The organism is Ruegeria sp. BG8 (assembly GCF_056538325.1).
On record NZ_JBQFSZ010000015.1, the window covers coordinates 35,142 to 55,809 of the forward strand.

At 56.4% G+C, this 20,668-nt stretch carries 20 protein-coding genes; 9 read left to right on the top strand and 11 right to left on the bottom strand.

Features of this window, described 5'->3' with window-relative positions:
• The 4 genes from ACR0DG_RS20315 to ACR0DG_RS20330 all read right to left on the bottom strand — a co-directional run bounded on the left by ACR0DG_RS20315 (nt 1) and on the right by ACR0DG_RS20330 (nt 3,310).
• Nucleotides 1–1,329: a TRAP transporter large permease gene (locus tag ACR0DG_RS20315; protein WP_480700179.1), complete on the bottom strand. Its 1,329-nt coding sequence runs from the start codon at nt 1,327–1,329 to the stop codon at nt 1–3.
• An 11-nt stretch (nt 1,330–1,340) separates the two neighbouring features.
• Nucleotides 1,341–1,853 carry a TRAP transporter small permease gene (locus tag ACR0DG_RS20320; RefSeq protein WP_480700180.1) on the bottom strand — a complete coding sequence of 171 codons (513 nt, stop codon included), beginning with the start codon at nt 1,851–1,853 and terminating at the stop codon, nt 1,341–1,343.
• 100 nt (nt 1,854–1,953) lie between these two features.
• Entirely contained in the window at nt 1,954–3,099 is a 1,146-nt protein-coding gene (locus tag ACR0DG_RS20325) for a TRAP transporter substrate-binding protein (protein WP_480700181.1), read from the bottom strand.
• Between the two features lie 25 nt (nt 3,100–3,124).
• The gene (locus tag ACR0DG_RS20330; protein WP_480700182.1) at nt 3,125–3,310 is read right to left on the bottom strand and encodes a hypothetical protein; all 186 of its coding nucleotides are present in this window, start codon (nt 3,308–3,310) and stop codon (nt 3,125–3,127) included.
• A gap of 138 nt (nt 3,311–3,448) precedes the next feature.
• Between ACR0DG_RS20330 and ACR0DG_RS20335 the strand changes: the two genes are divergently transcribed.
• Nucleotides 3,449–4,474 (top strand): LacI family DNA-binding transcriptional regulator, encoded by a 1,026-nt coding sequence (locus tag ACR0DG_RS20335; RefSeq protein ID WP_480700183.1) that lies wholly within the window; start codon nt 3,449–3,451, stop codon nt 4,472–4,474.
• Here ACR0DG_RS20335 and ACR0DG_RS20340 read toward each other — a convergent pair.
• Together ACR0DG_RS20340 and ACR0DG_RS20345 are read right to left on the bottom strand one after the other, a co-directional pair.
• A complete protein-coding gene (locus tag ACR0DG_RS20340; protein ID WP_480700184.1) occupies nt 4,471–5,442 on the bottom strand; it encodes a LysR family transcriptional regulator in 972 nt (323 codons plus the stop codon). The genes ACR0DG_RS20335 and ACR0DG_RS20340 overlap by 4 nt on opposite strands.
• Nucleotides 5,443–5,532: 90 nt before the next feature.
• On the bottom strand, nt 5,533–7,968 hold the full coding sequence (locus ACR0DG_RS20345) for a GcvT family protein (protein WP_480700185.1): 2,436 nt from the start codon (nt 7,966–7,968) through the stop codon (nt 5,533–5,535).
• Between the two features lie 182 nt (nt 7,969–8,150).
• Between ACR0DG_RS20345 and ACR0DG_RS20350 the strand changes: the two genes are divergently transcribed.
• Nucleotides 8,151–9,668 (top strand): trimethylamine methyltransferase family protein, encoded by a 1,518-nt coding sequence (locus tag ACR0DG_RS20350; protein ID WP_480700186.1) that lies wholly within the window; start codon nt 8,151–8,153, stop codon nt 9,666–9,668.
• Between the two features lie 60 nt (nt 9,669–9,728).
• Nucleotides 9,729–10,697, top strand: a complete 969-nt coding sequence (locus tag ACR0DG_RS20355) for an agmatinase (protein WP_480700187.1) — start codon at nt 9,729–9,731, stop codon at nt 10,695–10,697.
• Here ACR0DG_RS20355 and ACR0DG_RS20360 read toward each other — a convergent pair.
• From ACR0DG_RS20360 to ACR0DG_RS20380, 5 genes are all read right to left on the bottom strand, one after another.
• Entirely contained in the window at nt 10,694–11,668 is a 975-nt protein-coding gene (locus tag ACR0DG_RS20360) for an arginase family protein (RefSeq protein ID WP_480700188.1), read from the bottom strand. The genes ACR0DG_RS20355 and ACR0DG_RS20360 overlap by 4 nt on opposite strands.
• A 50-nt stretch (nt 11,669–11,718) precedes the next feature.
• Nucleotides 11,719–13,308, bottom strand: coding sequence for an ABC transporter permease (locus tag ACR0DG_RS20365; RefSeq protein ID WP_480700189.1), 1,590 nt, complete (start codon nt 13,306–13,308; stop codon nt 11,719–11,721).
• Nucleotides 13,301–14,338 carry a quaternary amine ABC transporter ATP-binding protein gene (locus ACR0DG_RS20370; RefSeq protein ID WP_480700190.1) on the bottom strand — a complete coding sequence of 346 codons (1,038 nt, stop codon included), beginning with the start codon at nt 14,336–14,338 and terminating at the stop codon, nt 13,301–13,303. The genes ACR0DG_RS20365 and ACR0DG_RS20370 overlap by 8 nt, the downstream gene beginning before the upstream one ends.
• A gap of 84 nt (nt 14,339–14,422) precedes the next feature.
• Complete coding sequence (locus tag ACR0DG_RS20375; RefSeq protein WP_480700191.1) at nt 14,423–15,373, bottom strand: ABC transporter substrate-binding protein; 951 nt, start codon at nt 15,371–15,373, stop codon at nt 14,423–14,425.
• Nucleotides 15,374–15,608: 235 nt separating this feature from the next.
• Nucleotides 15,609–15,983, bottom strand: coding sequence for a winged helix-turn-helix transcriptional regulator (locus ACR0DG_RS20380; RefSeq protein WP_480700192.1), 375 nt, complete (start codon nt 15,981–15,983; stop codon nt 15,609–15,611).
• 114 nt (nt 15,984–16,097) lie between these two features.
• Here ACR0DG_RS20380 and ACR0DG_RS20385 point away from each other — a divergent pair, with 114 nt between their 5' ends.
• The 6 genes from ACR0DG_RS20385 to ACR0DG_RS20410 all read left to right on the top strand — a co-directional run bounded on the left by ACR0DG_RS20385 (nt 16,098) and on the right by ACR0DG_RS20410 (nt 20,667).
• The gene (locus tag ACR0DG_RS20385) at nt 16,098–16,706 is read left to right on the top strand and encodes an NAD(P)H-dependent oxidoreductase (RefSeq protein ID WP_480700193.1); all 609 of its coding nucleotides are present in this window, start codon (nt 16,098–16,100) and stop codon (nt 16,704–16,706) included.
• Nucleotides 16,693–17,415: a glutathione S-transferase family protein gene (locus ACR0DG_RS20390; protein ID WP_480700194.1), complete on the top strand. Its 723-nt coding sequence runs from the start codon at nt 16,693–16,695 to the stop codon at nt 17,413–17,415. The genes ACR0DG_RS20385 and ACR0DG_RS20390 overlap by 14 nt, the downstream gene beginning before the upstream one ends.
• A 97-nt stretch (nt 17,416–17,512) precedes the next feature.
• On the top strand, nt 17,513–18,337 hold the full coding sequence (locus ACR0DG_RS20395) for an ABC transporter substrate-binding protein (RefSeq protein ID WP_480700195.1): 825 nt from the start codon (nt 17,513–17,515) through the stop codon (nt 18,335–18,337).
• Nucleotides 18,338–19,198 (top strand): amino acid ABC transporter permease, encoded by an 861-nt coding sequence (locus ACR0DG_RS20400; RefSeq protein WP_480700196.1) that lies wholly within the window; start codon nt 18,338–18,340, stop codon nt 19,196–19,198. It abuts the gene before it with no gap.
• On the top strand, nt 19,195–19,926 hold the full coding sequence (locus tag ACR0DG_RS20405; protein WP_480700197.1) for an amino acid ABC transporter ATP-binding protein: 732 nt from the start codon (nt 19,195–19,197) through the stop codon (nt 19,924–19,926). Before ACR0DG_RS20400 ends, ACR0DG_RS20405 begins: the two co-directional genes overlap by 4 nt.
• A gap of 324 nt (nt 19,927–20,250) precedes the next feature.
• Nucleotides 20,251–20,667: a plasmid mobilization protein gene (locus ACR0DG_RS20410; RefSeq protein WP_480700198.1), complete on the top strand. Its 417-nt coding sequence runs from the start codon at nt 20,251–20,253 to the stop codon at nt 20,665–20,667.
• Nucleotide 20,668 lies beyond the last annotated feature (1 nt).

Here is a 20,668-nt window from a genome sequence, read left to right on the forward strand (position 1 = left end):
CTATTGGTAGATTTCAGGAAGCAACGTGGTCGAAACTGCCGGAACATAGGCAATCAGGATGACCACGATGAGCATTGTCAAAACAAACGGTATGGCCCGGGCAGCGATCTTGAGGATGGACTCACCGGTAATCCCCGACACAACAAACAGATTTAGCCCAAGCGGCGGAGTAATAAACCCAACCCCCAGCGCCGTAATCATCATGATACAGAACTGAATCTCGTTCATCCCAATGTTGTCGGCCAGCGGCTTGAGAATGGGGGCCAGGATAACAATGTTGGGTGTCGTCTCCATGACGCAGCCGGCGGCGATCAGAATGCCGATCATAAGCAGGATCAACAGATAGGGGTCTTCGGTTAGCGAAGTCACGGCTGTCACAAACCCTTGCGGCACACCCATGATCGCCAAAGCCTCGGCAAGCGGGGCTGAAAAGGCGATGATCGGCAGGATTACCCCGTTCACCTTGGCAGAACTCACCAGCATCGAAGGAAAGTCCGCTAATGTCAGCGTGCGCAGGATAAAGCCCATGATGATTGTGACAACCACCGCGGTCGCGCCCGCCTCGGTGGGCGTCAGGCGGCCCGAGAAGATGCCGTAGAAGATGATCCCCGGCACGATGAACGCATACCAGCCGGACTTCAGCGCCTTGCCCAGATTGGCCAGCCATTCACTCATGGTCATCATACCGCCGCCCTCATAGGAATAGATGCGGTTCATGATGATGTTGGTCACAAGGATCGAGACCAGAATGGCCAGACCGGGAATAAGGGCCGCCAAAAACAGGGTCGAGGCGGAAATGCCCAGAACAAGGCCGATGATGATGTACGCAATTGATGGCGGGATCAGGATGCCGGTACAGGCCCCGGCTGCCACCAGCGCGCAGGCATAGGGACGCGGATAGCCGCTTTCGACCAGACGGTTGATCGTCATCCGGCCGACCGCAGCAGCACCTGCCGCGTCCGAGCCCGAGATCGCGGCGAACATGCCGCAGACCAGAACGGTCGCAGATCCAAACCCGCCTTTGGCGAAACAGGTCAGCGCCTCGGCCACATCCAGGAATTTTCGGGATAATCCGGTTCTGACCAGCACGTCACCCGTCAAAATGAACAGCGGCACGGCGGTCAGGGCAAAGGCGTCTATGCCGGTGAACAGGCTTTCGCCCACTAGGCTGAGTGGCAGGTCGCCGGACATGACCAGCATGACGATTGCGGCGGTGCCAATGGCCGCCCAGACAGGCACGGCCAGTGCGATCAGCCCAACGAACAGGATTACGGGCAGGTAGAAATCCCAACCCAGTTCAACGGTTTGATTGAGGGAACCCCAAAGCATCGTGATCTCCCTCAGTCAAATAGTTTGTCGCCTTCGAAAACGGGCGTGCCGTCGCGAAGGGATTTCAGGTCGCGCATCAGCGACTGGATCAACCGCCAGATCATCAGCGCAAAACCGGTCGGTACGGCCATCAGGAACCAGACCTTGGACACCCGAAGACCGTCGGTCACCGATCCGAATTTGGCCGAGACATGCACCGCCTCATAGGACCAGTAGAGCGCGATGACCGCGACGACGAACATGACCAGATCACCGAAGATATAAAGCAGAGCCTTGGGACGCGGCCCAAGGTAATGCATGATCACATCGATGCGGATATGGGCACGTTCCTTGACCGCCGCAGCCGCGCCGATCCACGCCAGATAGATGAACGAATAGCGGACGATTTCTTCGCCCCAAATCGACGAGAATGCGAATATCTCGCGCCGAAGGACCTCGATGGCCATGGTGATGACCAGCATCACGTAGAACACCAGCAGCAGCCAGCGTTCGGCGTTGCGGTCTATGTTTTGTAGTAAGGTCATCAGTTCCCTCGTCGATAGAGCAGTCAGGCGCACGCCTTCTGTTCCGGGTCTTTACCGGCCTGACTGCATGAGGTGATGGCGGTCGCCCGCCCGGATCGGATCAAGCGTCGTGGACGTAGTACTTGCCCTGCGTACCGGCCGCCTCGACCAGCTTTTCGAACGCGTCCATCGACCCGGCGAGTTCTGTCTTGAACGGATCCCATTCTGCGTTCTGATATCCGCCAGCATCTTCCCACTCGGCCAGTTGATCCGAACTGAGAGAATGGAACTCGACACCGGCCTTGTTCAACTCGGCCATTGCATAGGCCCGCGCCGAAGGAACCTTGGCAAGGTTCTGGTGGCTGGTCATCTCGGACCCCCACATGATGCCATCCTGCACGTCGGCTGGCATCGAATTGAACCATTCAAGGTTACAGGAATAAACCTGACTGTCCGGAACGGCCTGCGTAAAGGTCACATGGCTGAGGATGTCCTTGAACCCAAAGACAAACAGCGCCCCGACAGACGGATCCAGCGCATCCGCGACACCCTGCTTGATGGCCGAGGGGGTCTCTCCCCAAGCGACGGGTGTCGGGTTCGCTCCGACCATACGGTAGTATTGCTGTAGCATCTTAGAGCCCGGCACACGGAACTTGACGCCGCCCATATCACCCGGAGTGATAATGGCGTTTCCACCTTGGCGTACAGCCACAACCCGCGGGTCGATCACCACATAAAACAGTGCTTTGAAGCCTGCAGCTTCGACCTTGGGATGCACCTCGTTTTGCCATGTGTCCGAATGAACAAGATTGGTAAATTTCTGGTTCGAACCGCAAAGGTACGGCATGTTGATTAGGTCAACGGTCGACGCGAACGGAGCAAAGTTAGACAGGGAATGCTGTGCCGCCTGAATGGTACCACCCTGCACCTTCTGAACCAGCGATCCGCCTGCACCCAGCTGACCGCCCGGTGCTAGTTTGACGTATACCTTGCCATTGGTCGCGTTCTGAATGTTCTCTTTCAGGTCCAGTTGCATGATCGGGTAACTGCGCGAGGCACCCAGAACATAAGCTGTTGCAATTGTCATCACATGTTCTGCGGCCTGCTCGCGTTCACGCTCTTCCTTGGCGGTTTGCGCAGCTGCTTCAGAGGACCACAAGACCCCCCCTGCCCCGGCCACCAACGCAGCCGTAAAAGCACCAGTGGCGCTTAGCTTCAGGAAATTGCGCCGCTCTGCAGATGCAAGTTCTTTTCTGTCGTCGTTCATTAAGTTGCCCTCCCAAGCAAAAAATTCAGCCGTCGCTTTTTTCGTCGCGGTCAGCCTCCTTTTTCAGAATTGCGACAACGAACAGAATCGACGCCGCGAATAGAACCAACATCTCTCCCACGTCCCCGAGGAATGCACTGTTCGCAAAAGCGCCCATCGAAACATTCGCAAAATAGACGACGAATACGATCATGGACGCATACAGAAACATCTTCCGGGTTCCCTATTGGATTCGGCTCAATTTCATTTGTAAGCGCTTACATACAAAATGCAAGCGCTTACATATCTGCTTTCAATACGCCGTGCTTGCGCATAGAGTTATTGGAGAACGTGAATTTCGGGTTTGGAAATGTCGAAACTAAGGTCCACACCAACGCTGGATGATGTCGCCAAGATGGCCGGTGTTTCGACGGCAACTGTGTCTCGTTGCCTGAACAATCCCGATCGCGTCGTGGAAAAAACACGGCAAAAGGTCCAGTCAGCCGTGGACTCCCTGGGATATACACCAAATTTCGCAGCGCGGGTCATGGCAGCCAAACGTAGCTTTACGATCGGCGCAATCATCCCAACGATGGAGAACGCAATCTTTGCCCGTGGTCTGCAAGCCTTTCAGGAAGAACTGCATCAGCGCGGTTTTACCCTACTTGTGTCAAGTTCGGCCTACAAACCCGACATCGAAGAAGAACAAATTCGAACACTGACCGCCCGCGGCGTGGATGGTTTGCTGTTGATCGGCCACGACCGCGACCCCAAAATTTATGAATATCTTGAGCGGCGTAAAATCCCGACCCTGGTCGCCTGGTCCTATCTGGAGGGCGCAAGCCTACCCTCCATCGGTTTCGACAACCGGGCCGCCATGTGTGCTCTGGCAAACCGCGTCATAGGGTTGGGTCATCGACGTTTAGCGGTGATCTCAGGTATTCGCCTTGGCAACGATCGGGCCCGCCTAAGGGCTGAAGGCGTCAAGGATGCAATGCGCCAGAGCGGCCTCGACCCAGCAGACCTTCGGATCAAAGAAACCCCATACGAAATTGAACACGGGTCCGAGGCGTTTTCTGAGCTTATGGCTGATGCTGAACCACCTACGGCCGTTCTATGCGGCAACGATGTGCTTGCGGTCGGAGCGCTACGGCGCGCACAAGACCTAGGCTTCAAGGTTCCCGAAGACGTATCGATCACCGGTTTCGACGACATCGAACTGGCCCGCATCGTCACGCCTGCCTTGACCACGGTTCACGTTCCGCATCGTGAAATGGGCCGAAAGGCAGCACTTCAGCTTGTGGAAATGGTAGAAAATCAATCTGCCGGAACCGGTGAACAATTGGCGACCGGTATCATTGACGGAAAATCCCTTGGCCCACCTTCACGGGTCTAAGCTGCCTCTGCCTCCATCGTTCTGAAATCATCCTTCAGCCATTCATGTTTGCTGCACATTGGTCCGGTGAAGTGCTGTCGGATTAATTTCCCCATCGCCTTTTGGATCAAAGCCGACGTGGTCTCGGGATACACTTCGGTTGTAAACAGAGACACCGTACGCACAAAGTTCCGGCCGGGGAACGGGATGGCGCGGACGTTGTCATGGAACCTTTGGGCACGATGAAAACAAGCAGCCGTCGTTATGGCCCAGCCGGCACCTTCGGCGACCAAGCCAATGATCGACTGGTTGCATTCCAGTTCGAACCGGTTCGGCAAGTTGTACTTGCTTCGGGTCAGTTGGATCTCGATCTGTTTGCCGATCATGTAGTCGCGCGAGTATCGCAACAAAGGCAGATCGGCATCTGGGGTGAACAATGCCTCGGCTGTGCCTTCGAAGCCGCTGGGCAAGATCACAATGAACGGGTCGCGCATCAACGGATATTCAATCAGCCCGTCTGTTCGCTCGGACGGGCGCGTTGCGACACCCGCGTCTAATTTGTGTTCTTGCAGCTTGGCTATGATTTCATGGCTGGGGCGTGTGAAGTGGCGGAAATTACAGCGCGGCAGGGCTTGTGCCAGAAACCTGAACAGATCCGGCGCAATTTGATTGTCGAAATCGTCGATTAAGGCCAGTCGCAAGTCTGTAGCGTGGCGCCAGTTTCCCGTGCGAATCTCGGCCTCGCCTCGCCGTAGAGTGGTCAAACCGTCCCGGACATAGCGCGCAAAGACTTCGCCCGCCGGGGTCAGACCCATCGGACGACGGCTATGGTCGACCAGCTCAATTCCAAGGGCGTTTTCAAGGCTGCGCAGATGGTTTGAAACAGTACTGATCGACAGCCCCGTCTCTGATGCGACCTGCTGAATTGAGCCCGACTTGGCAATGAGCTGAAACACCTCCAGCCAGCGGAGGCTCAGAGATTTGGACATATCCGCCACCCATAGTTTCGATTTCGTCGAAACTATGGAACCAGAGATTGCACCCTGCGGCAATGAAGAAATAGATGCCGCAAGGAACGATCAGGACTTCATCCGACTGAAACCAGGGTCATAAGGTGACGGGTCAATCACCCGAGCCGGAACACGTTCGCCGCACCGGTCCAGTTCCAACTCAGAACCGATGGCAGAGAATTCCGGCGCTAGGAACCCATGTGCTAGGTTAAGGCCGGTGCGATGCCCCCATTCACCTGAAGTAATCGTTCCAACAACCCCGTCTTCGTGCATCAGCGACGCACCTGCATGCGCCGGGCCCTGCGCACAATCAATTTGCAGCACCACAAGTTTCTTGCGCGGCCCTTCGGCATGACGGGCCAAAAGGGCTTCGCGACCGACAAACTCGTCCTTTTCCAGATTTACAAAGCGGTCCAGCCCAGTCTCAAACGGATCAAACTCGGTGATCAGATCAGCCTTCCAATGCAAGAAGCTTTTTTCCATGCGCATCGACTCAACCGCGCGTGCGCCAAAAAGCTGTATTCCGTGCGCCTCTCCGGCCTGCCGAAGTGCCAGATACGCTGCGTACAGAGACGCGTTGGGGACATGAATTTCATACGCCAACTCGCCAGAAAAACTGACGCCCATGACCACAGCGGGCGCGATGCCGACGAAACACTCGCGTACACTAAGCCAAGGGAAAGCCTCTGCCGACCAGTCCCCCCTTGCGCAACCTGACAGCACGGCGCGCGCCTTTGGGCCAGCAAGTATCAGAATTGTATGCTCGTTGGTCAGACTGCGTATCTGCACATCTTCTCCGGCGCGTCGATGGCGGATCAGCCAGTCCATGTCATGCAGTTCGCTGGCGGCAGCTGAACCATACCAGACACGTTCGGGGCCGCGATCGCTGGCAGGTATGTTCGCCACCGTAGCCTCAGCCTTGACCATCCCGTGTTGGTTCAGCAGGTACCCCAATCCAACACGCCCAGCACGGCGGTTCACCTTGCCGCAAAATAGCCTGTCCAGAAACGCGTGACGATCCGCACCCGTTATTTCAATCCTGTTGAAACCGTTTACTTCGGCGATCCCAACACCGGATTGCACATTCTCAACCTCGGCAGCCACCACATCAAAGGTTTCGTCAAAATCGAAACTGAGGGTCGGTGAGAAATCAGCGGACGGCTTGATGTAATCCACCCTCTCCCATCCGTTGACCACCGTGAACTCAGCCCCCTCGGCCGCCAGAACAGGCGTCAGAGGGGTTGTCTTTGCCGGTCGTCCAGCGGGCCGATGTTCATGGGGAAAGTGAAACCGAAACTCGTTCTGATAATCCTCGATGGCCTTTAGCGCCGTCAGCTCGACATTGGTGTGACCTGCAAAGCGGCGTGGATCAAGGCACCAAGTATCGTAGCACGCCTCGCCGTGCACAATCTGCTGCGCCAACAGCCAGCCGTGACCACCCCCTTCGCCCAGCCCTGCGCGCAACCCGATAATACAGAACGCGTTTCGCTTGCCGGGGATCGGCCCTACCAGAGGCGCGCCGTCAATCGTGTAGGTGATCGGGCCATTGACCACCGTGTGTACGCCAACCTCCATCAAGGCAGGCATCCGTGCAAAGGCGCCTTCAAGCACATCCGTCACGCGATCCAGATCGTCCGGACAAAGCGCGTTTACGAAATTGGGATCGATCCCGTCCATTCCCCAGGTTTTGCAGTCCTGTTCATAAAACCCCAAAAGCAAACCGTTCTTTTCCTGCCTGCAATAATAGTCGCTGATCGGACAGCGCAGCAGGGGCATCCGGTGACCAGCGTCGCGGATCGCCGGAATTTCTTCAGTCAGAAAATACTGATGTTCCATGGACGATACCGGATGGTGCACACCCATCATCGCGCCCACTTCGTTGACGCGGTAGCCACAGGCGTTGACCACGATATTGCAGTCTATGTCACCATGTTCCGTCTGGACGGTCCAAGTGTCGTCTGCGTGTTGTCTCAAGCCAATCACGGGCGTGTTGCGATAGACCTCCGCCCCGGCCTTGCGCGCGCGTCGCGCCAGCGCCTGACACAGTTGCGCGGGGTCGATGTCTCCATCCAGCGGGTCCCACAGCCCGCCGATCAGATTCTCAGTCGATATCAAAGGATGACGGCGTGCGCATTCTGCCGCGTCGATGACCTCGAACTGCACGTCCATACCCCGCGCCATCGAGGCGAAATGGCGGTACCCCTGCATCTGGGCTTCGGTATTGGCCAGTCGGATGCCCCCATCGCCGTGGTGGTAGTTGATCGGATAGTCCGGGTCTTCGGCCAGTTCTTTATACAATCGGATCGAATGCGATTTCAGCCCGACCATGGTTTGGTTCATACCGAAATTCGTCACCTGCGCGGCGGAATGCCATGTGGTCCCCGACGTCAGCTCGTTCCGCTCGACCAGGACCACGTCGCTCCAGCCTTCCTGCGTCAGATGGTAGAGCGTTGAACACCCTGCAATTCCGCCTCCGATCACAACCACCTTGGTGCGCGACTTCATCCGCTTTTCTCCTGCTATTTCGGTTCAAGTTTTGCGGAACAAGGGGTTCTGGCGACAACAGGACAGTCACTTGTATTGAAAAATCGAAACCGCGATTGCGGATTCTGCAAATTGCACTTCGCCTTTGCGAAGGTTGCATTTCGACGCTTAGGGTTTGCGAAAGGCAACAGAGAAGGAACCGCATGACTGCAGGCGGCAAAAGAAGTGGAAGACGTGCCCGGCACGCGCAGCGCGCCGCTGCACCTGTCATAGATCCCTGTCCGCCCGGTCAGGTCGGTGGGGCGTTCAAACCGCTAACAGTGCCCGAGATCACGCAAATCTACGACACAGCAATTCGTTTGCTTGGGAAACTGGGCATGGGTAACGTACCAGACCGTCTGGCCCGGGATCTGTTGGCTGCCGGTGCCAAACCGGGCGAACCCGGTCGCCTGCTTTTTCCCCGCGACATGGTCGAAGCCGCGATTTCCGCCGCGCCAAAAAGCTTTGTTTTTCATGGCCGCGATCCCGCGCGCTCGATCACTGTGGGTGGTGACCGGGTGTATTTCGGCACCGGTGGTGCAGCGGTTCAGACGCTGGATATCGACAGCGGGATATATCGACCGGCCACGCTGACCGATCTGCATGATTTCACGCGATTGCAGGACACATTGGCCAATGTCAGTTGGTTTACCCGCTGCTGTGTTGCGACAGATGTACCGGATGTTCGTGATCTGGACATCAACACGGTCTATGCGTTGGTGCGTAACACGACCAAACCGATCGCAACCTCGTTCACTCTGGCAGAGCACGTGGCACCGATCGTCGAGCTTTTGGATATTGTCGCCGGAGGGCCCGGTGAATTCGCCAAGCGCCCTTTCCTGAAGGCTCATATCAGCCCAGTTATCTCGCCCTTGCGCTACGGCGAGGACGCGGTCGATGTAGTCTATGAATGCGTGGCTCACAACATCCCCATGTCCTGCATAACCGCTGCTCAGGCAGGTGCGACAGCCCCGGCAACGTTGGCCGGATTTCTGGCGCAATCACTGGCCGAGACACTGGCCAGCCTCGTCATGGTCAACACAATCAAACCCGGTTTTCCGATGGTGTTTTCCAACTGGCCGTTCATTGTGGACTTACGCACAGGATCCTTTGCAGGTGGCAGCGGTGAAACCGCGATCCTAAACGCGGCCTCGGCGCAGATTACGAACTGGCTGGGGCTGCCATCGGGGGTCGCTGCGTCGATGACCGACGCCAAGGCCATCGATGCGCAATATGGGGCTGAGAAAGGGATCACTTCGCTGGCTGCCGCATTGGCCGGGGGCAATTTGATCTACGAAAGCTCAGGGATGACTGCTTCCCTGTTGGGTGCCAGTTTCGAAGGTTTCGTATTGGATAACGAAATGCATGCCCACACCTACCGCGCGCTGCGTGGGATCGAAGTGACTGAGGAAAACCTTGGGTTCGACGCCATCTGCCAATCCGTTCTGGGTGACGGACATTTTCTGGGTAGCACACATACCTATGCCGCCATGGAACGGGATTACTACTATCCGGAACTGGCCGACCGAAACGAGCCCCGCACATGGGCCGACGAAGGTGCCGCAGACGCATGGACCGTCGCCCGTGAACGCGCGCGAGAGGTTCTTGCCACACATCACCCTAAGTACCTGACAAAGGCACAGGATGCCGAGATACGCGCACGGTTTCGTATCCTCAATTGATCTTTCTCAACGCGCATTCGGCGGCTAGGGTCAAGGGAACGTCTGATCAATGAGGCCCATATGACCGACCCCTTTTTTCAGCCAGTCTCGGCCATGGAACTCGCACGCTTTGCGGGCGTGCCAACGTTCATGCGCCTGCCCGGAATGACAACCGATCATGAGCGGTTTGGCGAGGTCGATATTGGGTTGGTCGGAATTCCGTGGGACGGCGGCACCACGAACCGACCCGGCGCACGCCATGGGCCGCGTCAATTGCGCGACTACTCGACCATGATCCGCGCGATGAACCCTGTAACCGGGGTTTCGCCATTCTCAATGGTGAACTGCGCCGATCTGGGTGACGTCGCACCGAACCCAGTCGATATCGAAGACACGCTTCATCGTGTGACCGCCTTTTATACGGAGCTTGCAGCAAAAGGCATTACCCCTCTGACCGCCGGGGGGGATCACTTGACCACCCTTCCCGTCCTGCGTGCACTGGCTAAATCCGGTCCACTGGGATTGATCCAGTTCGACAGTCACACCGATCTGTTCGACAGCTATTTCGGCGGGCATAAGTTCACGCACGGCACCCCCTTTCGTCGCGCAGTCGAAGAAGGGCTGATCGACCCCAAGCGTTTCGTTCAGGTCGGCATTCGCGGCACCGCCTACAACACCGATGATGTCGAATGGGGCGAGGCACAGGGCATTCGCATCATACGCATCGAAGAACTGTTCGACCGCGGCATTGATGACGTTATGGCCGAAGTGCGCAGCATCGTGGGCTCCGAACCCACCTACTGCACCTATGATATCGACTTCGTGGACCCCACATTTGCCCCCGGAACGGGCACACCCGAGATCGGCGGACCAAACAGCTTTCAGGCGCAACAGGTGATACGACAGATGACCGGGGTGAACCTTGTGGGGGCTGATCTGGTCGAGGTCTCGCCCCCCTTTGATTCAAGCGGCGGCACCGCGTGGCTGGGGATATCACTGATGTTCGAACTGCTTTGTGTTTTGGCACAAGCCGTCAATGCGCGCCGCTAACTGACGTTTTCGGCGATCATGGAAATCATCTCGAACATCACCGCTGCGGCTGTCAGCGCGGTGATGTTGTTGGGGCTGTCTTTCGTAGGCATCATGCAGACGACATCTCCGCCCACGATATTCAACCCGCGCGCCGCACGCAGAATGCCAACAGCCTCATCAATATCGAACCCTTTCTCACCTGGCTCAAGATTTGACACTGCAGGCGCTACGGTCGGGTCGAGGCAATCGAGATCAAAAGTGATATAGACTGGCCGATCCCCTAGAACCTCGCGCGTCTGCGCCACCACGTCCTCAAGCCCGCGCTGGCGGAATTCGCGCATTGTGACGATGTTATAGCCATAGTCATAAGAAGGTTGCAGCCAATCCAGGCTGCGTGGATGACCGCGCAAGCCGATCTGCATCGAACGCGTTGGGTCAACCTGCCCCTGATCGGCCAGATACGCCCCCCAGTGAGCCGCAGATTTCTTAGCACCCAGAAAGTGGTCGACCTTGGTGAAAACGTCCGTATGGGCGTCCAGATGCAGAAAGCTGATCGGTTCTCCACCAGCCAAGTTACCGCGCCCCAAGGCCTGAACAATCCCGCCGGTGATTGAGTGGTCGCCACCCACCGAAACTGGTCGTGCACCGGCGGCGTCTATTGTTTTGAAAAAGGTCGTGATCTGTTCGATGCAATCTTCGTTGTCATTGGCACGCGGAAACGGCACGTCGCCCACGTCAGCAATCCGCGCGCTGGCCCACGGATCAATTTCAAAAACAGAATGCACACGACGCTGCACGGCCGAGACATGACGCAGGGCCCGGGGGCCAAGGTGTTGATCGCGCTCGGTCGTTCCATTCCCGGTCGAATGGGGCACGCCGACCAGTGCGATATCCTGCCCTTCGGGACCTTGGTTGGGGCAACGAAACAACGTCGGCACACCCCACCAGTACAGGTTATCCATCATCGACTGTTCATAGCGGTCAGCCATCTCTGCCTCCGGTCAAAGAAAAACGCCCCCGGCAACCGGGGGCGCTTGGTTCAGACTTTTTCGTCTTCTCGCCTGAAGGCGCCCTGGATGATCCGGTCCATGACCATTGCCAGGAACAGAATTGCAAAACCGCCCAACAGCCCCGGCCCTTTGGCCGCGAATTGCAACGCTTCAAGGATTTCCTGCCCCAATCCGCCGCCACCGATCAGCGAGATGATCACAACCATGGACAGGCACATCAGAATGGTCTGGTTCACACCCGCCATGATCGAAGGAAGCGCCAGCGGTATTTCAACATCCTTCAGCTTTTGCCAGCGCGTCGCGCCAAAGGCATCCGCCGCTTCTTTGATGCTTTCAGGCACACCCCGCATCCCAAGCGCAGTCAGGCGGATCACCGGCGGCATTCCGAAAATGATCGTGGCCAGAATGCCGGGTGGGTTGCCGGTACCAAAGAACGCGATGATGGGGATCAGGTAAACGAAAGCCGGCAAGGTCTGCATGAGGTCCAGCACAGGTTCGGCCATCCGGTAGGCGCGTCGCGACTTGCCGAACCAAATGCCCAGCGGAATGCCGATCACAACACACAGCAACACCGCGGCCCCGACCAGAGCCAGCGTTTCCATAGCCAGCGCCCAGTACCCAAGCAGTGCCATGTAAGCCATCGCCGCGACTGTAAATACCGCCACGCGCGGACCCGCTGATCGCCATGCTGTCACGGCAATGACCAGCATCACGACCGGCCATGGGGTCTCATTCAATGCGATGGTCAAGCCGTCCAGTACGGTACGAACCCCCGTGACGATGCCATCGAAGACATCGTCGCCGGCAATGGCCGCGGCATCGATACGAACCTCCATCCAGGACGCCACAGCGCTGAAGAGTGTCCCGTTGCCCTCACCCAATACGTATTCCGAAACCTGACGGTCCGGAAAAGCCTCAAGCGCGGCCATCGACGCGTTGACGGTAAAGCGATAGATGACCAGCGGTGCGATCGCAAAGGTCAGAACAGCCCCCAAGACAGCGTTACGCGTTGACCGCCCGCTTTCGGTATGGTCAGGGTCTATCCGCCAGCGAGAGTATTGCTTTTCATAAACGGTGTTGGCGTAGAGCCCCTGAATCAGTTTGAAAAACGCCAGCATTATGAGACCTGTGATCATAATACCGGTTGCTTCGGCCTGCGCCTGCTCGACCCGTTCCAGATTGGTATCGATGGCGCGCTGCATGTTGTCCGCAAGCTTGGTAAAGCGATCAATGTCGGCCTGGTCCGTCGCTTCTGCAGCTTGCTCCAGACGGCGTTGCATAGTTTCTGTCTGTGCGGCCGCGCGTTCCAGGAATTCAGACCCCGGCGTGCCCCACAAACCACGCCCGATCTGCACCCAGGCAATGATCTCGAGTATCAGAAAGGCCCAGAACATTCCCCAAATCGCACGCGATGACGCCCAAAGCGGGCCCAGAACCGCAGCCCACAGATTGAACGTGCGGGGCAAGAAACTGGTGTTGTCGTGGATTTTGTGGAACGTCTCGACGTAATAGTCGCCGTTTGGCCCTGCGAATTCCTGGATCGAGCGATCCAGCGCATCGCGGTCGACTTCGATATCCGAGGCGGCGGTGACCTTTAGTTCCGTCGTTGCATCAGTCATTTTTGCCCCCCTGAATACCGCGCAGCAAACGTGGTTTTGTGACAACGCCCACGTCGCCACCCGCATCCGTTATCACAACCGGCAAGTCTGAACTGACGGCAAGATCGATCAATTGGTCCAGATCGGCCCCTTCATCGGCGCGCGGAGCACCCTCAAGGCTGCCCGAATAGCTCTCCATCGGTTCCATGATCGAATGGGCCTTAACCAGCTTCAGCTTGGAAATTCCCTGCACGAACTCGCGCACGTAATCGTCGGCCGGGTTCATCACGATATCTTCGGGGGTCCCGATCTGCACGATTACGCCGTCTTTCATAATGGCGATGCGATGGCCGATGCGGATGGCTTCGTCCAAATCATGCGTAATGAATAACGTGGTTTTTTTCAGCTGCGCCACCAGAGCCTTGAACTGATCCTGCAATTGCAGCCGGATCAGTGGGTCGAGGGCCGAGAACGGCTCGTCCATCAACAAAATCTCGGGGTCAGAGGCCAAAGCGCGGGCGATACCCACGCGTTGCTGCATCCCGCCTGACAGCTCTTTTGGCAGGCGGTCCTCGTAACCTGTCAAATCCACCAGTCCCAGCGCGTGATCAGAAACCGCCCAACGCTTGGACTTTGAAACTTTGCGAATTTCCAGCGGGTAAGCCACGTTATCGCGCACCGACCGGTGCGGCATCAGGGCCATGTGCTGAAAGACCATACCAATCTGCTGAGCACGGATGCGGCGTAGCTCGGCCTCTGAAATCTTCGAGACATCCTGCCCCATGATTTCGATCTTACCCGCCGTCGGCTCAATCAGTCGGTTGACATGGCGCACCAGTGTCGACTTACCAGAGCCAGAAAGGCCCATGATACAAAAGATCTCGCCACGCGGCACTTCGAAGGTTGCGCCCTGAACACCGACGACGCAGTTGTATCTTTCCAGAACTTCGGGTTTACCGATCCCCTCACTCCGAACCGCGGCCATGGCCTCTTCGGCGCGCGCGCCAAAGATTTTCCAGACATTTTCCAGTTTTACGACAGGATCGTCCATTTGCCCCTCATCTGCGGGGTTTGCCCCCGACCTATAAGCAAAGGGCCGCCGCGATTGATCGCGACGGCCCCTCGGAGTTGAACTTTAGTTCGTTAGCCAGCCGATAACGGTGTCTTCGTTATTGGCCACCCATTCGCGAGCAAAATCAGCAGCTTCCATGTTGTCCACGGCCAACGCCTTGCCCATCGCGCTCAGATCGTCGCCGTTCATCTGATAGTTACGGAACAGGGCGGCAACCTCTGGATAGCTTTCTTCCAGCTCTTTGGCGTAATGCAGGTGAAGGGTGGCGCCATTCCAGGCCGACGACGCCTCGGATTTTGCCAACCAGTCCGGATCGTCTGTGGGCTGGACGATGGTCCAGGTTGCAGGGTCGTGGGCTGGCTCTTCCAGAACTGTCAGATCCTGCGTGACAAAGATGTAGTGCGGGCTGTAGCAGAACCCGATCCATGGATCACCCGCCTTTGTCGCATTTGCGAGGTTGGCATAGGCAATCGTTTCTTCATATTCGGTCAGATCAAAAATCTGGTCATAGCCATAGGACTTGGCCCGGATTTTTTCCACTACGGTCGACGCCCAGCCGGGTGCCCCGATCCATACTTCGGGGGTTCCATTGCCGTCGGTGTCAAAGATCGCCATCTTGTCCGGATCGCTGAGATCGTCGATGGACTTGATATCATACTTCTCGGCAATGCTTGTGGGAACGCACATACCCTGCTCGGCCTGAACCGGGTTTTCGTTCATCACAACGGTACCGTTGTCTTTGACATAGGTGTCATGAAGGTTCTGCTGGTTGGGCATCCAAACCTCGGGATGAACGTGCATTGCACCGGAATCCATCGCCTCGAACACAATCGGATTTGTGCCGTTCTGCAGTTCAACGTCCAAGCCAAGGTTATCTTCGATCACAGCTTCAAGGATATGCGCAGTTGCATTGACCGAAGCCCAGTTCGGTACGCCAATCACGATATCTGCCGCAAGCGCAGGACCTGCGGCAATAACGGTTGCGCTTCCCATAAGCGTGGCTAGTTTTTTCATCTGGTATCTCCATGTTGGGTGTTCACAGTGCTGTTTTTTTCGACTGCTGTCGGATCCGCACTTTGCAAACTGTGTCGGAAAGCAACAACTTCCCGGTTATTAGGCCAGCAGCTTTACACGCTGGGTTGGCAGCAAAATTGAAGCATAGCGATGCGCCACCCTTCAAGCATTACGTCAGACAAAAACGTGTATCCGGCATTATCATAGATTTGTTTTTGTTTTTTCGAATAAATTTTCAGCGCTCTTGAGAAACCGCACTGGGCAGAGCCTCGCTCCAGCGCCTGATTTCATCCAAAAAACCCAGCGCTGTACGCCCCAGTTCCGTAACCGAATATTCAACCGAAACCGGTGAGGTCTGCAAGACCTGCCGACTTACCAACCCCTGCGCTTCAAGCTGGCGCAGGCGTTCGGTGATCATCTTTTTGCTGGCGCCGCCGATCATACGGGACAAATCGTTAAATCGGACCGGCCCGTCCTTGAGATGCCACAAAATAGACCCCGTCCATTTGCCACCTATGATGCGCATGCCACGTTCAACCGCACAAGGTTCCAGGCAAGCATCAACAGCTTGACGCCGCCCGCTTCCGTCTGCGTTGACCTTTGCTCGCATGACATACCTCTTATTCGGACGCTAGGTTACCAAAAGTATACTGGTTGCTTTTTGTCTCCGCCACCCCCAACTTTCCACAAACAACGGCTAAGCCTATTTTCCAAGGACAAAAGCATGAGCAACATTCTCATTCTAAACGGTACGCAACCCTACCCCTCTGCGCCCGGCAAACTAAACGCCAGCTTGACCGAGGCGGCGCGGGCGCAGTTGGTGGCCCTGGGTCACAATGTCCGGGTCACGACGGTTGCCGACGGCTATGACCCCCAATCCGAGATCAATGCGCATCTTCGGGCAGACACGATCATCATGCAGTTTCCCGTAAACTGGATGGGTGTTCCATGGGTTTTCAAAAAATACATGGACGAAATTTACACGGCTGCAATGGATGGCCGCTTTGCAAACGGCGACGGCCGGACCTGCCAAGAGCCCACGGCGAATTACGGGACGGGTGGCTTGTTGCACGACAAGAAATACATGCTCTCAGTCACATTCAACGCCCCTCGGGACGCATTTGAAAACCCGGCCGAGCCCTTCTTTACCGGTGACAGCGTGGACGATCTGCTGAAACCGATCCACCTGACGGCCAAATTCATGGCTTTGCAGCCATTACCCACATTCGCCGCATTCGATGTTATGAAGAACCCGACGATCGAGGCAGATTTCGCGCGTTTCCAAACACATCTGAACACCATTTTCAAAGAGGTCGATCATGTCGCAGCCTGATATCCATCTATACACCGCAGGTACTATGAACGGTTACAAACCGGTTATCTTCCTGGAAGAGGCGGGCGTGCCGTATGACCTGACGCATATCAACTTTTCCAAACAGGAACAGAAAACACCCGAGTTCCTAGCGCTCAACCCCAATGGCAAGATCCCGGCGATCTATGACCGAACGGAAAACCGCGCGATCTTCGAAAGCGGTGCGATCCTATGGCATCTGGCCGAGAAATACGGACAGTTCCTGCCATCGGATCCGGTCAAACGGTCCGAGGTCATGCAGTGGCTCTTGTTTCAGGTCGGGCATATCGGTCCCATGATGGGGCAGGCCATGTATTTTCAACACATAGCGGCCCCCAACGGGCATCATGAGCCATTCTCGATCCGCCGCTATGTAGATGAAAGCCGCAGACTGCTGGAAGTGATGGACGCACGGCTTGAGGGGCGCGAATGGATCGCGGCAGGTGAATACACAATCGCAGACATGATGCTGTACCCGTGGGCCCGCGCTTATGTCTGGGCACGCGCTTCGGTCGAAGGTTTGCCGCATCTGAACGATTGGTTCGAGCGTATCGACGCGCGGCCCGCAGTCCAGAAAGCCCTGACAATTCCGAAGGCGAACCCGCAGTTTTGGGACGCAAATGCCGACGCGTCAGATTTTGCCAAGGAAAATGCCGCGCGTTTTGCAGGCGATGTTAAACCCGAAACTTAAGCGCATGACCGCACCCCGTTCCATTCATTCCTCGCCCTAGACAAATGCGTTCGCGCGTAAGAACCTGTGCGAAATCAAAAAATAGGGAGTCGTTTGAATGAAACGGATTGCTTTGACGGGTCTGGCCTTGGTTTTCTCAGCTTCCTCGGCGTTTGCCGCAGGTGGTGAAACCTGTGCGGCAGGTAAGACCTTGACCGATGGCACTTTGACGATCGCCACGGGCAACCCAGCCTATTACCCTTGGGTCATGAACGACGCGCCGGAAAGCGGCGAAGGGTTTGAGGCTGCGGTTGCCTATGCCGTCGCAGAAAAGATGGGGTTTGACAAAGACAGCGTCAGCTGGGTTCGCACCAGCTTTGACGAAGCCATTCAACCCGGCGCAAAGAACTTTGACTTCAATATGCAGCAATACTCGATCACACCCGAGAGAGAGGAGATGGTCGATTTCAGCCTGCCCTATTACACGTCTGCCATGGCCGTTCTGACGACGCAAAACGTTGTCGACAACGGCGCGCAAGCGACGCTGGAGGGTCTGAAAGGGTTGAAATGGGGGGCCGTGGCGACGACAACCGCAATTCCCATGCTGAACGACGTGATCCAACCGTCGGATGATCCGCTATTGTACAACGACAATGCTGATGTAAACGCCGCAATTATGGCCGGTCAGATTGATGCAGCGCTCTATGATTTGCCAACTGCACTGTACCTGTCAGCCGTGGTGGTAGAGGGCGGCGCGTTGCTGGGTCAGTTCCCAGCCGATCAATCGGAAAGCCCCGATCAGTTCGGTCTGCTGATGGAAGAAGGCAACGCCCTGAAAGAATGCGTCGATGCCGCCATTACGGAACTGACCGAAAGCGGCGCGCTTGCCGCAATAGAGGCCCAGTGGCTGTCCGAGGCGACGGGTGTTCCGGTCATCAAGTAAATGAACGAAACCTCAGTGCAAAGCGGCTCGTCCGAACACCCGTCCTCGACGCCAACGCGCCGGGATCTGTACGAGGCGGGCGTACGACGAAAATCCAACCGGATCGCTCTGATCTCGACAGTCAGTGTTATCGTTGCACTGATCGTTCTCATCCCGCTTGCTCCGGGCTGGGACGCGGTTCAGCGCGCGTTCTTCAATGGCCGGGTGTTCGCTGCCACCTTTCCCGGGTTGTTGGACGCTTTTCTAGTGAATGTGATGATCTTTGCTTGGTCTGCGCCGCTTATCGCGATCACCGGCTTGGCAATCGCACTTTGCCGGGACACACGTGCGCCAGCTTTGTTTCCGCTACGTTTGTTCGGAATAGCCTATACCGACATATTCCGGGGCCTTCCCGTCGTCCTTGTCATCTACATAATAGGCTTTGGCATTCCGGGTCTGGGCCTGCCCCGGCCTTGGAATAGCCCTTATATCTGGGGAACCCTGGCGCTGGTTCTGGTCTATTCGGCCTATGTGGCAGAGGTCATCCGTTCTGGCATCGACTCTGTGCATCAATCGCAACGATCCGCCGCGGCATCGCTCGGCCTAAGTGACAGCGACACGATGCGGTATGTGGTGTTGCCACAGGCGATACGCAACGTGGTTCCCGCCAATATGAACCTGTTCATCGCCTTGCAAAAAGACGTGGCACTTTTGTCATTCATCGGCCCGGTTGAGATTTTTCGTCAGGCCGGTGTCTACAAGTCCCTGTACGCCAATTTCACACCATATGTTGGCGCCGCATTGATCTTTCTGGCGCTGACCATCCCGGCCACGCGATACGCTGACTATCTGATGAACAAACAAAACAAGGCGCGCACATGAAGGCAAAGCTATCTTTGCGCGGCGTTCGAAAGCGGTTCGATGATCACGAGGTATGTAAGGGCATCGATCTCGATGTCGCCGAAGGCGAGATGGTCTGCCTGATAGGCGCATCCGGCTCTGGCAAATCCACACTTCTGCGCTGCATGAACCTGCTGGAACCAATTGATGACGGGACGATCTGGTTGGATGGAACTGATATCTCCGAACCCGGCCTGGATCCCCAACCCGTACGCCAAAAGATCGGCATTGTGTTTCAAAGCTATAACCTCTTCCCTCACATGACCGCCGCAGAAAACGTAATGCTTGCCCCCCGACGTGTACACGGACTAAGCCGAGACGCCCTGCGCCCAAAGGTGACGCAGCTTTTCACACGCTTTGGCTTGGGCGACCGGATGCAACACTACCCGGACCAGCTATCCGGCGGTCAGCAGCAGCGCGTGGCAATCATTCGTGCACTTGCGATGGAACCCCAGATCATGCTTTTCGACGAGATCACAAGCGCTCTGGATCCCGAACTGGTCGGTGAAGTCCTGGACGTTCTTCGCGACTTACGCAAGCAGGGCATGACGATGGTTCTTGCCACCCACGAAATGGGCTTTGCCCGAGAGCTTGCTGACAAAGTGTGCTTCCTGGATGCCGGACGCATCCTGGAACAAGGCCCACCCCAAGAGCTTTTCACCAACCCACGCGAAGCGCGCACCAAGGCGTTTTTGTCGCGGGTTCTTTAGCATGGCGTTTAAGGTTCTTTTCGGGCGTGTCGTATTTTGACATTCACAAACATTGTGGATTCCATCGGAACATATCAGTCTAATGGCGGCATCCGAGCAGTTTTGTGCTCCAGCATGTACTACGCCCTTGGTCAGCTCCAGTTAAAGCTGAAGGGAAACAGTAGCTTACCTGTTGGGAATGGTGCCCCCAAAGGGAACTACATCGAACTCCAAACACGATCTCCAAAACGCATTCAATGGTGACATCAACGAGGTCTTTGAAGCACTCCAAGACTGCCAGCAACTGCTCGAAGCAAGCGGTGTTGAATTGCGGGATCTGGAGCCATGAAGCACGCCACTTCCCTTTCTCAATCGTTTGCTCAAACGTCAAAACTCAAGGTAGTAAAGAAGAAGCGCCCCGCTCCGATATCGGTGCGCGTGAGTGAAGAAGAGCGCGAACGTCTCACGCGAGATGCTGCGGGGCGCTCGGTAAATAGCTATATACGCGCACGATTGTTTTCAGACGACACACCCGCCCGAACGCGCGGCAGAGCCCCTATTAAAGACTATGAGGCATTGGCACGGGCACTTAGCCTCATGGGCCGCTCCGATATCTATACGAGCTTGTCTGCGCTTGTGCTGGCTATCGAACAACAAAAACTTGAAGCGTCTGCCGAGGTGGAAGCCGATATTCGCGATGCCTGTACGACGGTGTGCACTATTCGTGCCGAACTCATTAAAGCGCTCGGTCTGAAAGGTTGAG

What these genes read in the sequence shown, in the direction of transcription:
- ACR0DG_RS20390 (WP_480700194.1), top strand. Translation starts at nt 16,693, where the DNA reads ATGTCGCAGCCTGATATCCATCTATACACCGCAGGTACTATGAACGGT.
- ACR0DG_RS20370 (WP_480700190.1), bottom strand. Translation starts at nt 14,338, where the DNA reads ATGGACGATCCTGTCGTAAAACTGGAAAATGTCTGGAAAATCTTTGGC.
- ACR0DG_RS20345 (WP_480700185.1), bottom strand. Translation starts at nt 7,968, where the DNA reads ATGAAGTCGCGCACCAAGGTGGTTGTGATCGGAGGCGGAATTGCAGGG.
- ACR0DG_RS20315 (WP_480700179.1), bottom strand. Translation starts at nt 1,329, where the DNA reads ATGCTTTGGGGTTCCCTCAATCAAACCGTTGAACTGGGTTGGGATTTC.
- ACR0DG_RS20400 (WP_480700196.1), top strand. Translation starts at nt 18,338, where the DNA reads ATGAACGAAACCTCAGTGCAAAGCGGCTCGTCCGAACACCCGTCCTCG.
- ACR0DG_RS20340 (WP_480700184.1), bottom strand. Translation starts at nt 5,442, where the DNA reads ATGTCCAAATCTCTGAGCCTCCGCTGGCTGGAGGTGTTTCAGCTCATT.
- ACR0DG_RS20365 (WP_480700189.1), bottom strand. Translation starts at nt 13,308, where the DNA reads ATGACTGATGCAACGACGGAACTAAAGGTCACCGCCGCCTCGGATATC.
- ACR0DG_RS20330 (WP_480700182.1), bottom strand. Translation starts at nt 3,310, where the DNA reads ATGTTTCTGTATGCGTCCATGATCGTATTCGTCGTCTATTTTGCGAAT.
- ACR0DG_RS20335 (WP_480700183.1), top strand. Translation starts at nt 3,449, where the DNA reads ATGTCGAAACTAAGGTCCACACCAACGCTGGATGATGTCGCCAAGATG.
- ACR0DG_RS20375 (WP_480700191.1), bottom strand. Translation starts at nt 15,373, where the DNA reads ATGAAAAAACTAGCCACGCTTATGGGAAGCGCAACCGTTATTGCCGCA.
- ACR0DG_RS20355 (WP_480700187.1), top strand. Translation starts at nt 9,729, where the DNA reads ATGACCGACCCCTTTTTTCAGCCAGTCTCGGCCATGGAACTCGCACGC.
- ACR0DG_RS20380 (WP_480700192.1), bottom strand. Translation starts at nt 15,983, where the DNA reads ATGCGAGCAAAGGTCAACGCAGACGGAAGCGGGCGGCGTCAAGCTGTT.
- ACR0DG_RS20325 (WP_480700181.1), bottom strand. Translation starts at nt 3,099, where the DNA reads ATGAACGACGACAGAAAAGAACTTGCATCTGCAGAGCGGCGCAATTTC.
- ACR0DG_RS20385 (WP_480700193.1), top strand. Translation starts at nt 16,098, where the DNA reads ATGAGCAACATTCTCATTCTAAACGGTACGCAACCCTACCCCTCTGCG.
- ACR0DG_RS20360 (WP_480700188.1), bottom strand. Translation starts at nt 11,668, where the DNA reads ATGGCTGACCGCTATGAACAGTCGATGATGGATAACCTGTACTGGTGG.
- ACR0DG_RS20350 (WP_480700186.1), top strand. Translation starts at nt 8,151, where the DNA reads ATGACTGCAGGCGGCAAAAGAAGTGGAAGACGTGCCCGGCACGCGCAG.
- ACR0DG_RS20395 (WP_480700195.1), top strand. Translation starts at nt 17,513, where the DNA reads ATGAAACGGATTGCTTTGACGGGTCTGGCCTTGGTTTTCTCAGCTTCC.
- ACR0DG_RS20410 (WP_480700198.1), top strand. Translation starts at nt 20,251, where the DNA reads ATGAAGCACGCCACTTCCCTTTCTCAATCGTTTGCTCAAACGTCAAAA.
- ACR0DG_RS20320 (WP_480700180.1), bottom strand. Translation starts at nt 1,853, where the DNA reads ATGACCTTACTACAAAACATAGACCGCAACGCCGAACGCTGGCTGCTG.
- ACR0DG_RS20405 (WP_480700197.1), top strand. Translation starts at nt 19,195, where the DNA reads ATGAAGGCAAAGCTATCTTTGCGCGGCGTTCGAAAGCGGTTCGATGAT.